At 57.9% G+C, this 14,104-nt stretch carries 13 protein-coding genes; 9 read left to right on the top strand and 4 right to left on the bottom strand.

All coding sequences use genetic code 11. The features are described from left to right. Positions 1-570 precede the first annotated feature (570 nt). The 9 genes from ACZCED_RS23510 (at position 571) to ACZCED_RS23470 (ending at position 10,233) form a co-directional block, all read left to right on the top strand. Positions 571-2,646: a PAS domain-containing protein gene (locus ACZCED_RS23510; protein WP_464861913.1), complete on the top strand. Its 2,076-nt coding sequence runs from the start codon at positions 571-573 to the stop codon at positions 2,644-2,646. A 10-nt stretch (positions 2,647-2,656) separates the two neighbouring features. After that, positions 2,657-4,348, top strand: coding sequence for a sigma-54 dependent transcriptional regulator (locus tag ACZCED_RS23505; protein WP_464861912.1), 1,692 nt, complete (start codon positions 2,657-2,659; stop codon positions 4,346-4,348). Between the two features lie 231 nt (positions 4,349-4,579). Continuing rightward, positions 4,580-6,709, top strand: coding sequence for a TonB-dependent receptor (locus tag ACZCED_RS23500; RefSeq protein ID WP_464861911.1), 2,130 nt, complete (start codon positions 4,580-4,582; stop codon positions 6,707-6,709). Between the two features lie 11 nt (positions 6,710-6,720). Next, positions 6,721-7,350 (top strand): YHS domain-containing protein, encoded by a 630-nt coding sequence (locus ACZCED_RS23495; RefSeq protein ID WP_464861910.1) that lies wholly within the window; start codon positions 6,721-6,723, stop codon positions 7,348-7,350. After that, positions 7,328-8,209: a 4Fe-4S binding protein gene (locus ACZCED_RS23490; protein WP_464861909.1), complete on the top strand. Its 882-nt coding sequence runs from the start codon at positions 7,328-7,330 to the stop codon at positions 8,207-8,209. The genes ACZCED_RS23495 and ACZCED_RS23490 overlap by 23 nt, the downstream gene beginning before the upstream one ends. Further along, positions 8,196-8,393 (top strand): hypothetical protein, encoded by a 198-nt coding sequence (locus ACZCED_RS23485; protein WP_464861908.1) that lies wholly within the window; start codon positions 8,196-8,198, stop codon positions 8,391-8,393. The genes ACZCED_RS23490 and ACZCED_RS23485 overlap by 14 nt, the downstream gene beginning before the upstream one ends. Beyond that, positions 8,380-8,802, top strand: a complete 423-nt coding sequence (gene exbB, locus ACZCED_RS23480) for a TonB-system energizer ExbB (protein WP_464861907.1) — start codon at positions 8,380-8,382, stop codon at positions 8,800-8,802. The genes ACZCED_RS23485 and exbB overlap by 14 nt, the downstream gene beginning before the upstream one ends. Then, a complete protein-coding gene (locus ACZCED_RS23475) occupies positions 8,795-9,175 on the top strand; it encodes an ExbD/TolR family protein (RefSeq protein ID WP_464861906.1) in 381 nt (126 codons plus the stop codon). Before exbB ends, ACZCED_RS23475 begins: the two co-directional genes overlap by 8 nt. A 662-nt stretch (positions 9,176-9,837) precedes the next feature. After that, a complete protein-coding gene (locus ACZCED_RS23470) occupies positions 9,838-10,233 on the top strand; it encodes an energy transducer TonB (RefSeq protein ID WP_464861905.1) in 396 nt (131 codons plus the stop codon). A gap of 118 nt (positions 10,234-10,351) precedes the next feature. On the opposite strand, the gene ACZCED_RS23465 is transcribed toward ACZCED_RS23470, so the two are convergent. The 4 genes from ACZCED_RS23465 to ACZCED_RS23450 form a co-directional block, all read right to left on the bottom strand. After that, positions 10,352-11,557 carry a DUF4382 domain-containing protein gene (locus ACZCED_RS23465; RefSeq protein WP_464861904.1) on the bottom strand — a complete coding sequence of 402 codons (1,206 nt, stop codon included), beginning with the start codon at positions 11,555-11,557 and terminating at the stop codon, positions 10,352-10,354. 161 nt (positions 11,558-11,718) lie between these two features. After that, a complete protein-coding gene (locus tag ACZCED_RS23460; protein ID WP_464861903.1) occupies positions 11,719-13,377 on the bottom strand; it encodes a hypothetical protein in 1,659 nt (552 codons plus the stop codon). A gap of 103 nt (positions 13,378-13,480) precedes the next feature. Next, the gene (locus tag ACZCED_RS23455) at positions 13,481-13,714 is read right to left on the bottom strand and encodes a hypothetical protein (RefSeq protein WP_464861902.1); all 234 of its coding nucleotides are present in this window, start codon (positions 13,712-13,714) and stop codon (positions 13,481-13,483) included. A gap of 30 nt (positions 13,715-13,744) precedes the next feature. Further along, a partial coding sequence (locus tag ACZCED_RS23450; protein WP_464861901.1) for a hypothetical protein occupies positions 13,745-14,104 on the bottom strand: 360 nt, incomplete at its 5' end.

Genomic DNA, 14,104 nt, shown 5'->3' with positions numbered 1-14,104 from the left:
GCCGTCGCCCTCAGCGATGTGGTCAACGCCGGGGCCAACGGTCCTTCCGCCCGGATCGTGGGCTGGGGCACCAACCCGGAAGGCGGCATCGTAGCCTGGCTGGTCACTCACTACCCGTACGACGACCTGGTGTTTGTCAAAGAGTAAACGTGAACTGGCAGAATCGTCCAACCCAATGTCTTGCGGCATCGGGTTGACAGTCTGCACCGTCAACACCAACCCCAACCGGCCCTTTTGCCGACGTTTTGCCGGACGGCAAGGGGCCGCCACCCACGAAACGTCACAGGGTGTGTCATGACACATCCTGTGACGGTACAAACATGTGCCATGGCACATTCCCTGAAAACCGTTCCCGTGCCCATCCCCGACCCCGTTCGACACACAATCCACTGAAATGAAAGTATAAATTACCTTGCCGGCACAACTCCCGCCAAATCGCCCGCCAGTGGCACGGTTCTTGGTTAACCAAGCATAGACGCCACCTCTCCTTCCGGATGTTCAGCAACACGCCGCCGCAGATACCGACCGCCGCCGGACGCTACCGATCGACTGCCAATCAGGAGGCAAGACATGTCGCCGATACGCCGAATTGCCGTGCTGCCCGCTTTCAACCAGACCTTCTTGTGGATCGGTCTCGCAGCAGGCACGGTCTACTGGTTTCTCGAATCCTGGCTGCACGTCCTCTTTTTCGGCCAGAGCCGACTGCTCGGCGAGATCCTGACCCCCGACATCCACGAAATCTGGAAGCGCATCCTGGTGATCGTCCTCCTGGTGGTCATCAGCGCTTACGCCCAGTACAGCATCAACATGCGGCGGCGGGCAGAGTCCGCGCTGCGCGAACGCGAGCAGGAACTCACCCATATCCTGGAGAACAACCCCGCCGGAATCATGCTGGTGGACACGGCGTCGCGCAAGATCCGCTGGGCCAATACCAACGCCCTGAAAATGATCGGTTTTCCCAGGCAGGCGGTCGAAGGGCAGGTCTGCCACAATTTCGTGTGCCCGAGCGAGCACGAGAATTGCCCGGTACTTAACCTGGGCCAGATCATCGACCAGTCCGAACGCACGCTGCTGACCGCCGGGGGGACCGAGTTGCCGATTCTAAAGAGTGTCACCCGCGTGCACTATGACGGCAAGGACCATCTCCTGGAGACCTTTTTCGACCTGAGCGAGCAAAAAAAAATGGAACGGGACCTGAAAGCGGCCCATGCCGAGCTGGACCAGATTTTCCAGACCGCGTCGGTGGGCATGCGGGTGATCGACAAGGATTTCAAGGTCCTCAAAATCAACCGGACGTTCGAAAGCATGACCCACGTAAACGAAAAAGACGCCATCGGCAATAAATGCTACGACGTGTTCGCCGGGTCGAAGTGCGGCACCGAGGGATGCCCGCTCAAGCTCATCCTGGGCGGCAGCCCCAAGGTGGAGTGCCATGTCGTCAAGCATCGGGCGGATGGAACGACCATTCCCTGCATCCTGACGGCAACCCCCTTCGTCGGGGCCGATGGACAGATCATCGGCATCGTTGAATCGTTTCGCGACATCTCCGCGCTCAAGAATGCCCAGGATGCCATCGGGCTGGAGCGCGACAAGCTGGGCCGCATCCTGTCCCACCTGACGGAAGGCGTCTGCATCATCAGCCGCGACCACATCATCGAGTATCAGAACGCCGCCCTCAAGGAACAGTTGGGAGACTCGGAAGGCGAGTACTGCTATACCGCCCTTCGCCAGGCCACAGCCCCATGCGAACCCTGCTTGATGCATGCGGCCATGACCAGCGGCCAGTTTCAGGAGCACACGTTCGAGACGCCGGATGCCAGGAGTTTCGAGCAGACCTACACGCCGATCACGGATGTGGATGAGGAAAAGAAAGTGGTGGTCTTGATCAGGGACGTCACCGAGAAAAAGGCCTCCCAGGCAGCCATCATGCGCGCCGAACAGTTGGCCGCCCTGGGCGAACTGGCGGCCGGCGCGGCCCACGAGATCAACAACCCGATCAACGGCATCATCAACTACGCCCAGATCGTGGTCAACAAAAGCGAGGAAAAAGGACTGATCAGAGATGTCGCCGAGCGCATCATCCGCGAGGGCAACCGCATCGCCCGCATTGTCGAGGGGTTGTTGTCGTTTGCCCAGCGCAAGGAGGAAGGCAGGACGCAGTTTGCGGTCGAAGCGGTCCTGTCGGAATCGCTGACCCTGACAAGCGTCCAGATGCGCAAGGACAACATCACGGTGCACACCGACATCGCACCCGGTTTACCCGCCATTCTGGGACAGGGCCACGCCATCGAGCAGGTCTTCGTCAACATCATCAGCAACGCCATACATGCCCTCAACCAGAAATACCCGGGCTCCCATGAAGACAAACGCCTGGATATCGCGGCGGCCATGGTCAACTCCAGCCGCCCCCCGAGCGTGCGTATCTCTTTTAGGGACAGAGGGGTCGGCATCCCCGCAGAGATCATCAACAAGGTCCACAATCCGTTTTTTTCCACCAAAACCGACGGCAAACGCACAGGGTTGGGGCTGAGCATCAGCCATGGCATCGTGAAGGATCACGATGGCGCGCTCACCATCGAGAGCCTCGAAGGCGAGTTTACCTGTGTCAGCGTCGATCTTCCGGTTGAACTGGAAAAGAGCGTCTGAGGACACCGCCATGGATGGAAAGATTCTGGTCGTCGACGACGAAGAGAGCATCCGCTTTACGTTCGACACGTTTCTGGCCGACCAAGGCTACACGGTGACCTGCGCCGCCAGTTACGACGAGGCCGTATCACGGATCGAGGAGAGCGAATTCGATTTGATCTATACGGACGTTGTCATGGATCGCGGAACCGGCATCGACCTGCTGAAAACGGTCCGCAAAACCGGAACGAACGTGCCGGTGATCATGATCACCGGGATGCCAAGCATCCAGACAGCGGCCGAGTCCCTTCGCCAGGGCGCCCTGGACTACATCATCAAGCCCATCTGTGAAAACACCCTGCTGCGGTCCGCCGAGGTGGCGCTCAGACACAAAGCGCTGGTGGAAGAGAAAGAAAAATGCCGTCTTAACTTCCAGGCGATCTTCAGCAGCGTCAGGGACGGGATCGTGATGGTGGACGAAAACATGGCGGTGGTCATGATCAACGACGCCGCCACCCGCATCTGCGGCATCGGGCGGGATGCCGTCATCGGCAACCCCGCCCATCTGCTTGCCGGCAACTGCAAGGGAAAGTGCATCCGCGCACTCGAAGATATCTTTGAAAGCCGCGACCATTTGGAGATTCGCTACATCGAGTGCCGCAACGGCTCGGGGAGTCGCCAGGTCGTCAGCCTGACCGCCTCTCCCCTGCTGGGCCCGGCCCGGGCACTCACCGGCGCCGTTCTGGTGATGCGTGATGAGACGCGCCTCGTGAACCTGGAAAGGGTGCTGAAGGAAAACGACTCCATCGTCGGCAAGAACGAGGCGATTCGCAAAGCCCGGTCCTTGATCAGGGACTTGAGCGACGTTCAGACCACCGTGCTGGTCACCGGGGAGAGCGGCACGGGCAAGGAACTGGTGGTGGACGAATTGCACCGCTGCGGCGAACGGCGCGAAGGGCGCCTGGTAAAAATCAACTGTGCGGCGTTGTCGGAGAACCTTTTGGAAAGCGAGCTCTTCGGCCACGTGGCCGGCTCCTTCACCGGTGCCGTCAAGAACAACATCGGGCGTTTTCAACTCGCCGATGGAGGGACCCTCTTTCTGGACGAGATCGGTGAAATTTCGGTGCGCATGCAGCTGCGCCTGCTGCGCGTGCTCGAAACCATGGAATTCGAGCGCGTGGGTGACGCCACCCCCATCAAAGTGGACGTACGGGTGGTGGCGGCGACCAATCAGGACCTGAAGGAGAAGGTGGCGGTGGGAGAGTTCCGTGAGGATTTGTACTACCGGCTGAAGGTGGTGGAGATCCATCTGCCGCCGCTGCGCGAGCGTCTGGACGACATCCCCCACCTGGTCGAGCACTTCCTGGCCTTCTTCAACCGAAAATTCGATAAGAAAATCAAAGATATATCCAACGAGGTGTGGGAAATGTTCAATGATCACCGCTGGCCGGGCAATGTGCGGGAACTGAAAAACACGCTCGAATACGCCTTCATTCGCTGCCGCGACGAAGTCATTACACACGATCACCTGCCGGCCGAGTTTCGTGTCCGGCACGGGGATGGCCCCGGCCGGGCGGCAGTGGATGCCGACCAGGAGGCCGAGGCCATCAGGCACACCCTGCGGAAGGCCCGCTGGAACAAATCGAAGGCTGCCGGGATGCTGGGTATCAGCCGCCGCACGATCTACCGCAAGATGCAAAAATACGGCATTCCGCCGTCGTGACCATGCGTGGGTTTATCGTTTTCCACCGAAATCCCCTATTTCGGATTCGACAGACCTTTATCCACTCAAACATGTAAAAAGAGCACCTTTCACCTGAACCCGGGGTGTCGGCCGGTTCATGGATAGAACATGCCGGAGAAACGTAATCTTAGAAATGATTTTATACCTTTCAATCGCCTGGATCGTTCGGCGACAGGTTGAATGCGTGGACAACCTCGCCCTGGATTCATCATGAAACCATATTCAATCCCTTTTCTCATCGCTGCACTGGTGGCTTTTTGCGGCCTGGCAAAACCGCTGAAGGCTCAGGATCCGCCTCCCGCACACGAATTGGAAGCGGTCAGCATCACCGCTACGCGAATCGAAAGGAAGACTGCTGACGTTCCAGCGAGTGTGGCGGTGGTCGGCGAAGCGGCCATTCAGGAGACCCCGATGTCCAATATCAAGGAAGCGGTTCGGGGGATCCCGGGTGTGCTTATCGACAGCCGCAATCAAGGGTACGACTCTCGAGTTCTCATACGCGGGGCCGGTCTGAAGGCACGGTACGGAGTTCGGGATATCATGGTCCTGCTTGACGGTGTCCCCATCACCGACCCCGACGGCCTGACCCGGTTGGATTTCATCGACACCCAGTTGATCCAACAGGTCGAGGTGGTCAAGGGACCCAATTCGACCCTGTGGGGCGCCAATGCGGCCGGAGGGGTCATCAACATGACCACCAAAAGCCCATTCGAGCGGGAAGGCGGCGTGGCCAAGGTGGGGATCGGGAACTACGCCACCCGAAATTATCACCTCTCCTATTCCGACAACATCGCCGAGACCGTCTACTACACCCTGAGCGGCAGCCGCCGGGAGTCGGAGAACGCATGGCGGCGTTGGAACGAATTCGAAACCAACCAGGCCTCCCTTCAGGGTGCGATGATGCTCGATGACGGATCGACCCTGGAGACCTATTTCGGATTCACCGATGCCGACCTTCAGCTACCGGGAAAACTGAACGAGCGCCAGTTCATCGAATACGAGAAGACCGGCCAGGCGTCGGAGACGGATGGGCCCTGGCAGTACTCCGGGCGGTATTCAGATATTTTTTTCGTCAATGCCAAATACACCAAGGAAATGGGGCCATGGGAAATCAAGCCCCTTTTCTACCTGAACAAGTGGACCCATGAACATCCCATCACCGGTCGAATCAACGATGCGGACACCAACACCTTCGGAGCAGACCTTCAGGTCAACCGGAACCACCGCCTTGCCGGTATGAAGGGCATACTCACCTTCGGTGCCACCGGACGGTGGGATGACCAGGAGACGGACTACTACCGGTACGCCGATTATGCCACGACTCCCGGGGGACGGATCACCGAGGTCCTTTCCGATCGAAAGGGCGAGTTGATCGAGACCCAGGACCGCCGGGTGGATCTGTATGGGTTTTACGTGCAGGAATCTATCCGGCCCGCCGACCGGTGGATCGTCGATGTGGGGCTGCGTTACGACCTGATCAAAATGGACGTCACCGGTACGCGCACCGAGGAGTACAGTTACGGCAGGGGGCAGTACATTCCGGCTGAGGATCCCGATGACGTTCGAAAGAACTTCAACGGCCTCAGCCCCAGGCTCGGGGCCACTTTCAAGTTGACCGACTGGCTGAACGTATACGGCAACTTCTCCCAGGGCATTCAGACGCCAACCGAGGGAGAAATCGGAGAGAACCCGGATCTTAAGCTGGTGACCGTTCAAAATTATGAACTGGGGCTCAAAGCCCGAACCCGGTCATGGGCGATTGATTCCGCCGTTTACTACTCCCCGGTAGAGGATGAGGTGGTCCAGGTGATCGGACCGGGGGGAGACAGCCAATACGTCAATTCAGGGAAAACCTTGAAGCGGGGGTTCGAGTTTTCGGGTGTCTGGTCCCCCCCCTGGCAAGCCTTGAAGGGATTGGAATTCGGCGCCGGTTATTCCTACACCAACTATACGTTCGAGGATTTTACCGAGCCGGTCCGGGTAGGCTTCGAGGTCGTCAATATCGACCGCAGTGGCAACACGCTGCCATTCATCCCGGCCCATCAGTATTCCGTCTACGGTCGCTACCGCCATGCTTCCGGGATAAAATTCAAGCTGGAAGCCTTTTCGTGGGGTTCCTATTACGTGGACAACGCCAATACCGAGAAGTACGAAGGGTACGATTTTGTCACCAACGCCATGGTCGGCTACGAAAAGGGACCCTATCAGGTAACGCTCAATGTGGACAACCTCTTCGACAAATATTACGCCGTGGAGGTCGAAAAGGACACCCAGGGGGTCAAGCGTTATACTCCGGCGGCGCCGCGGACCTTTATCGTGCGGCTGGCGTATCGTTTCTAAAGGAGGGAATCGTGCGCATCAGATCAGTTGTCACATTTGTTCTGGCGGTCCTCATTTCCCTGGCTGCCGCAGTGTATCGCTGGGGGGATTCGAGCCACGCCATCGGGCTCATCTCCGTCAACGGGGGTAAGACCCGCCACCCCTCCTTTCTTGAGAGCGGCTGGGATCGTTATGCCCAGATCACCACGGCAACGGTGTTGCCGCCCTACCGGGGTGATGTCCGGGTCTTGTTGGAGGGCGACCCGCCCCTGGATTACGATCTTCGATTTTCCAAACCGGTGGTCGATCTGGGGTTGCGGCGGCGGCCTTATTTTCGGGACGACATCCTTTACGGGTTGCATCCGGGGGATCGTCTCGCCTTATGGGTGCTCCTGGGTTCTTTCTCCTCGGACCCGGTTTGCGGCATGTCCGTGGGTGAAGGTGACCTCTCTTTCTCCTATCAGGGGAAAGTCCTTTATTTCTGTGGGGAAGGATGCCTGGCATCATTTCGGACGGAACCGGAACGATACAATGGAAAAGACACCCCCCGTGGCAAATATAGCCTGTCTTTCTACGACACCCGCACCGAAAAACCGGTACTGAAAGTGCCCCTTGTCTTCAAGGGAAAGGAGGATGCCCATGCATCGGGCGCACATCACTAAACCGACCGTTCCGGGTGGACACCGCTACTGGATAATGGCGCTGGCGATGGTTCTGTTTCTTCCGCCGCTGTCGTTCCTGTTCCAGTTCACCGGAGACAGTAATTTCTGCGGAACCTGGTGCCCCCGCATGTTTTTCGTATGGCGCAAAGGCGCTGCCATGGACGCCTATTTCATGGGATATCTGAGAAGCTACATGGGGGTGGCATCAGTCTTCGGCATCCTGCTCAGCACCTTTTTCTTTGGCCGGTATTGGTGCAGCCACCTCTGCCCCATCGGGGGAGCCATGGAGTTGGGAAGCTGGTTGGTGCCCCGGTTCCTGAAAATCAGTTATGCCAAAATTCCCGCGCCCGCCTTTCGGTATGGGTACCTGTCGGTCTATTTCGGGGCCGCGGCGCTGGGGTTGGGCAGTCTTTGCTGCTCTTATTGCAACTTCGCCGCCATCCCCCGCATGATCGGGGCCCCCTTTTCAGGGGCGGACCTGGCTTATTTTTTACGGACCGCCGGATTGATCAACCTGGGACTGGTGCTCCTGCTCGGTTTTTTGGCCAAAGGGGGAAGGGCCTATTGCAACCTGATCTGCCCCATCGGGGCGCTGGACGGACTGTCAAACCGGGCCGGGGTCCGGTGGGGACGGCGCATATCGGTCCATTCCGCCAGGTGCAACGGGTGTGGTGACTGTCTGGACAGTTGTCCCACGTGGGCCATCGACATGACAGACCGGACCGCCCGAATCGATGCCCTCTCCTGCATGCCCTGCGGAGCCTGTAAAACCGCGTGCAACAGGGAAGCCATCGACTATGGGAAGTCCCTTCTTCCGATGCCTGCACCGAAGGGAACGCCAGTATATGAAAAAGGCTAAACGGCAAATCCTGTACGCTTTGATCGGGGCCTCCGGCGGCCTGGCCGGCATGCTTCCGCTTTCACGCTGCAACGGCAACTGCGCCGCCTGTTTCGGGTGTGCCGGAGTCGGTCTGGGCGTCGTCTTGATCCTGATCGGTAAAAAGATCAGGGGTGTAAAGGAGGAGTCCGATGGAATGGGTTAAAGAACTGATCGACTATGGGGTGATCGGATTTCTGCTCCTGATGAGCGTCGTCGCTCTGTCGGTGGCGGCGGAGCGGCTTATTGTCTACCGCCGTATTCGCGTGGACCATTTTTCCGATAAAAAAGCCCTGGAACTGCAGCTGTCCGGGAAGCTTCATATCATCGCCACCATCGGCAGCAATGCGCCCTACATCGGCCTTCTGGGGACTGTCATGGGGATCATGATGACCTTCTACTCCATGGGGGTAGAGGGTTTTATGGACACCGGAAAGATCATGGTAGGGCTCGCCCTCGCCCTGAAAGCCACGGCGGTTGGGTTGGTGGTCGCCATACCGTCCATCGTCGCCTACAACCTGCTCCTGAGACGGGTCAAAGTGCTGCTGATGCGCTGGGAGATCGAAAATGGATGAAAAGGAATTCGACTACCTCAACGTCATCCCCCTGGTGGACATCATGCTGGTGTTGCTGACCATCGTTCTCACCACCTCCACGTTTATCGCGTCGGGGATCATTCCCGTCGATCTTCCCAAGGCCGGGGGCAAATCCGTGGAGTCAATGAAATCCCAGGTCATCGAAATCGACCGGGATGGACGGATCTATCTCAATGCGAAGGCGGTAACCCTGGCCGACCTTGCAAAAGCGGTCGCGAATGTCGAACGATCCTCGGCGGTACTAATACGCGCCGATCGCACCATCGCGCTTCAATCTTTCGTGGAGGTGCTGGATATGGTGAAGGCTCTCGGCTTCACCCGGATCCACCTGCAAACAGAAAGCCGACGATGAGGGCGCAACTCAGCGGCATCTCTATCTCCTTAATGGTCCACGGGATGGCCGCGATCATGATCTTCTGGATGGGTCAGGGACTCACACCGCCGGCTAAAACCGTGGTTCTTGATTTCAGCCTCGATTGCGGTGGTGGCTTGGCGACGGCCGGCCCGGGTGAAGGGGGCGATTCGGAATACGATGAAAAACGGTCCAGGTCTAAAGCGTTGCTTCCTGAAATTTCCCCTGGCGGCCAAGAGAACCAGTCACCCATGAACAAGGAGTCCTCCACCCTGTCGCGCGCATGTCCCCCCCCGCCTTTGGCTACCGGTAAACGACCGAGGGGGTCGGCAGAGTCGCCCCCATTGCTGGAAAAAGAAAGGCCCGTCGCCGGGAAGTCGTCTGCAACCCATCGGAATGTTAAGGAGAATCCACCCGAAATACTAAAGAACAGAACTTTGCCAAAACATATCATGCCTAAAACCGTGCAACGGAAAAAGACGGTTGAACCGGTTCACGAACAGAAGATCACCCCCGATCAACCGATTGAATCCTCCCCACGGCAGGCCGCGGGAAATCTTCACCGTATGGATGAAAATCGATTTCCAGTTCGCGCACATTTCCCGGGCAGCAACTTAATCACCCTGCCTGCTGCCGGCCCGGGTCGATTGGCGGAAAGCAGAATGAACACTGGAAAAAGTGTGCCCGGGCGGTTCTCCGACGGTACGGACCCGGGTTCACGGGACGCTCCGGCCATCAACCATGCGGACTCCGGCGGGACACCACGCGGCATCGGGGAAAACCTCTATCTCAAGGCACATTTCAACTCCATTCGGAGTCGTCTGAGGGAGAGCCTCTGCTACCCCAGCATCGCACGAAAACGCGGCTGGCACGGTAAAGTACTCGTCGCTTTCACGGTTTACCCCGATGGCCGTGCGGACAGCATTGAAATCCAGAAAAGCTGCGGCATTTCCCTTCTCGATAAAAGCGCCTTGAAAACCGTTGAAAATGCCTGTCCTTTCCCTGCCCCTCCCATGAAAGCCAGAGTTATCGTGCCCATTCTCTATCGTCTGGAATAGTGAAAAACACCCATAACAAAAAGCGCCGCCATGGCCGTCCCCTTCGTGTTTCCGTATATGGAAAACCAGGATCAAACGGGGACACGCTCAATAGCAATGGGCAAGCAGGACGCAGGTCTTACAAGCTTAAATCCACATGCACTTCCTCTCCAGCGGATGACAGTTCCGCTGACGGTGCCGTGTCGGGCGTCAATCCGTCGCTCGTTGCGACGACATCGTAGGTGCCCAGAGGCAGATCGATCGAAAATTCAAGGGTCTGCGTTTCCGTGTCCGGGCTCATGGGAAGGCTTGTGATTTCCACGTAACCGCAGTCCATCATCCGGTAGAATTGGATGTGGACGACGGGCGGGTTGTCGGGATCGATTGTGCCGTTTAGCGACACATTCCCGGAGATGGTGCCAAAATCTGTTTGCAACAGGCTGACATAGACCTTGGTGGGACCGTGGTCGGGAACCGTAATCCAGCCGCAGGCCGGCGAATACATCGCTTTTGAGCCGTCAGGCCCCACTTTTTGATCGGCATACGCGACGATTTGGTATTCCTGACCCGGCGACAGGAGCATGCTGAAATAGCCCTCCTCGCCGGGGTCATCCGATGTCAACGTGGATCGCACGACCGAAGCGGACAGGCCGTCTGAGATCTGAGCGGATACTAGTGCACCGGTTACAGGCAAACCGGTCCCGGTATCGGTGACAACGCCATAGACAACCGATTTGTCCTTCGCCTCGAGGACTTTGATTCTGGGTTTCAACCGGTATCTGCCGCTTCCGGTTCGCACCACCGACCGACAGGCATCAAAATCCAGGACCAGCTCAACGACCGTGCCTGCCGGCACCATGAAGCTGTGAACGAGTTTGAGTCCCGATCGAAATCCGCTGGGTATTTTCAGCTCTTTCACGGTATCTGCCCCATCGTTCAGAATGACGTAATTGGCATACGGATGGGGTGCACCCAGGATGTTGGTCGCAGATTCCGGCTCACTCCCGATCATCAGCCGGATCTGCTGATATCGATCGGCCTCGAGTTCGCTCTCGCCCAGAATGGCGGAGATCCCGTTTACCAATTTGATGAGGTTGTAAGTCTGCCCGGGCGTCGCAACGGTGAACCAACCCGAATTCCCGCTGGACACGCCATCCTTGTGCACCAAGACTTTATCAACCGTCACGTATATCGCGCGGTATTCCGTCGTGGACGCGTCGGTAAGGCTGAGCGAAAGCGTGCCCGTCGCAGGGCTCGAGCTTTCACCGCCACCGCCGCCGCATCCGAAAATCAGGATGACGGGAATCAATGCCCAAACAATGTGACGTGCCTTGATTGATCGCATGACATGCCTCCCTTGGAATAGCTTCGTCGTTGTGTCGATCCGCCCATGGCCTGCAGCATTATGGCATGGCCGCCAAACGGCAACGCAGCGACACCCGCCTTTTTCCGGCCGCCTTCTTGCCGGACCGGTTGATTGTGGCAACGGCAACCAAATCACCTCGTTTACTCGGGCGAAACCTGCACGGCGGCGATCACCACGGGGCCATTGTCCTTCGGCTTGTAGAGGTTCGTGAACCCTTGGACCAAATCCGTCCTGGTTGTTTTCAAGTCCTGGACAAACGGGTAGGACAGGGTCTGGAACAGGAGTTCCACCGAGACGGTCAGCCTCCCGGATGAACCGGATACGTCCACCTCGTATACGATCTGATCCGACCCGCCGGTGAAGTTTTCATCATCGAAAGCCTTGCCATATACGCCGATGTCCGCGTAGGCGTTGGTTTTATCGAAACCGGCCGGCAGCAGCCGGTTGTCTTTGGCATATTCCCAGGCCCTGAGCAGGGTGTAGGTCACCGCCCCTTCATCGTTTAGCATGATGGGTTCGTATATCTGCACCTGGTCGGGGGAGGTGATCGTTTCGTAGTGTGGTTCGAAGTCAAGCGGCCCCTCGACCGCATCGTTGCCGGCGATCCTGTCGTTGGCATGCGCACCGGATTCAAACAGGATGTTTCCACCGGCATCAGCGACCGTCACATGCAGCCAGGCCCGCCGCGAAGGCAACCCGCTGGGAAACTTGTGCCCGGCCAGGTTGGTCACGTCTACCGTGATCTCAAGCGTCGAATCCGATAACAAAGCCGATGCTTCCACCGTGGCGGTGTTTTCCTGGAGTTGGGCCAGGGTCCGCAAGATGGTCGCGTCCAGATGGTTGGCATCCGCCGTCACGCCAAGCTCCGCTGATTTGTCCTTGAGCAGGTTGACCATATAGCTGTTGCCGCCCACGTAGTGATGCTGGCCGAAGGGCTCCCTCGCCGCCAGCCGCAGCGGCCGGTTGCTGATCACCACCGATCCCACGGCATCCGGCAGGTGGCAGTCCTGGCATGTTTTGTCCACCTGACTGTACTCCCACTCCAGGTAGGTGGTCTGCTCGGGAAACTCCTTGAGGTAGCCGCCATTTTCATCCAATGCAGGCGTGTAGAGCGTGTGACAGGTACCGCAGTGGGCCGAATCGGCCAACTGCATGCCGTCGGCGGCGTGATCGGTGGGCAAAAACCCAGCGTTTGTTTGCATCGGATCCAGCCGGGGGCTCACATAGGGACCGAACAGCACCCGGTCCGGGCTGACCGTGGTGGTGTCGATGACGTATTGGCCGGTAAAGCTTGATCCCATTCCCAGGTTTTCCGAGGTGATCTGGTGACACAGCGTGCAGGAGACGCCGTCCATGGCGGCCTCGTGCAGGTAGTGGGCCGGATCAAGGAATCCGGTATCGAGAACATAGATGTCTTTTTTCGTGTCGCCATCGGCCAGCTGCTGATAGCGCGCCATGCCCATGTGGCAACGGCTGCATTTCTCCTGGATCACCTGCTCTAAACCGAGACCGTCCGGCACCAGGTCGACCTCCGCACTGATCTTGGCTTGCCACAGTGGGTCCTTGGCCGCATTGGCCATCATGGTGGATCGCCACTGGGCGTCGTTGGAGACATCGTTGCCGGCCCTGTCAACCAGGCGGCTGTGGCAGAATGCACACACACCTGAGCCTGAAAAATCGTCCGTCACGAACGTCGTCAGTGCAGCCGCACCGCAAGTTGCCGGTGTAATGCCCAATACCAGGCATCCGGCGCAAATACACACTGCAACCAATGCAATTGGGTAGTTTTTGTATAGCATGATGGCCACCTTCCGTCAGGTTATGGGTGAGTAAAATCAAAGCAGTGAATACATTGCCATTCAAATTCTGCGGGTGCCATCGATCCGCGATGCGGGTGGGTCTTCAATCGCCGGTGCGTTGAGTCGGAAAGGGGATGATCATGCTGCCGTGCGTCGACGAATGGCCAAGCCGCCCGGCCGGTTGTCGGCGACCGGCCTTTCTGCGGTCTTTTTGAGAGCGCCTGTCGGGGAAGCACCTTCGCTCCGGAATATGCGCGAAATAGATGAATTCCCGGCGATCGATCATGATTCTTCGACTCTCGGTGAGCGTCTGGTTGAATTGTCTGGTACTGGGCATGATTGCGGCGCACTTCCATGGAGGGCCATACTATCTGCCTTTATCCGGGCTGATTGATAAAAACTGGCCCTCCTCTTCAAGTTCGATGACGCTTTCGGTCAAGAACGCGTTCACACCGGAAACCGTGGCCCGCGTCAGCGTGAACTCGCCCTTGACAACCACGTCAATAACACCCCGAACTTTTACAGCCGACAAATAGTCGGAAACTTCACTGCGATCGAACTCGACAGTCAGAACATCGTCATCGAAACAGTAGCGGATGGAGATCGCCGATGTGATCGATTCGAGGGTCTCAGGGCAAGGGGAGCGTTGTGTCGCCAAGGTAATCGACTGCTTCGCCGTATGGGTGTTTTCCTTTCTCCAACATGATTGTTGATTATTCATTAGCGT

The sequence above is a fragment of the Desulfosarcina sp. genome, from assembly GCF_055467485.1.
The sequence above is the reverse complement of the archived record's forward strand: the minus strand, read 5'-3'. Positions and strand labels throughout refer to the sequence as shown.

Excerpts from the sequence above, each read along its gene's own strand:
- ACZCED_RS23510 (WP_464861913.1), top strand. The coding sequence starts at position 571 with ATGTCGCCGATACGCCGAATTGCCGTGCTGCCCGCTTTCAACCAGACC.
- ACZCED_RS23505 (WP_464861912.1), top strand. The coding sequence starts at position 2,657 with ATGGATGGAAAGATTCTGGTCGTCGACGACGAAGAGAGCATCCGCTTT.
- ACZCED_RS23500 (WP_464861911.1), top strand. The coding sequence starts at position 4,580 with ATGAAACCATATTCAATCCCTTTTCTCATCGCTGCACTGGTGGCTTTT.
- ACZCED_RS23490 (WP_464861909.1), top strand. The coding sequence starts at position 7,328 with ATGCATCGGGCGCACATCACTAAACCGACCGTTCCGGGTGGACACCGC.
- ACZCED_RS23485 (WP_464861908.1), top strand. The coding sequence starts at position 8,196 with ATGAAAAAGGCTAAACGGCAAATCCTGTACGCTTTGATCGGGGCCTCC.
- exbB (WP_464861907.1), top strand. The coding sequence starts at position 8,380 with ATGGAATGGGTTAAAGAACTGATCGACTATGGGGTGATCGGATTTCTG.
- ACZCED_RS23475 (WP_464861906.1), top strand. The coding sequence starts at position 8,795 with ATGGATGAAAAGGAATTCGACTACCTCAACGTCATCCCCCTGGTGGAC.
- ACZCED_RS23470 (WP_464861905.1), top strand. The coding sequence starts at position 9,838 with ATGAACACTGGAAAAAGTGTGCCCGGGCGGTTCTCCGACGGTACGGAC.
- ACZCED_RS23465 (WP_464861904.1), bottom strand. The coding sequence starts at position 11,557 with ATGCGATCAATCAAGGCACGTCACATTGTTTGGGCATTGATTCCCGTC.
- ACZCED_RS23460 (WP_464861903.1), bottom strand. The coding sequence starts at position 13,377 with ATGCTATACAAAAACTACCCAATTGCATTGGTTGCAGTGTGTATTTGC.
- ACZCED_RS23455 (WP_464861902.1), bottom strand. The coding sequence starts at position 13,714 with ATGCCCAGTACCAGACAATTCAACCAGACGCTCACCGAGAGTCGAAGA.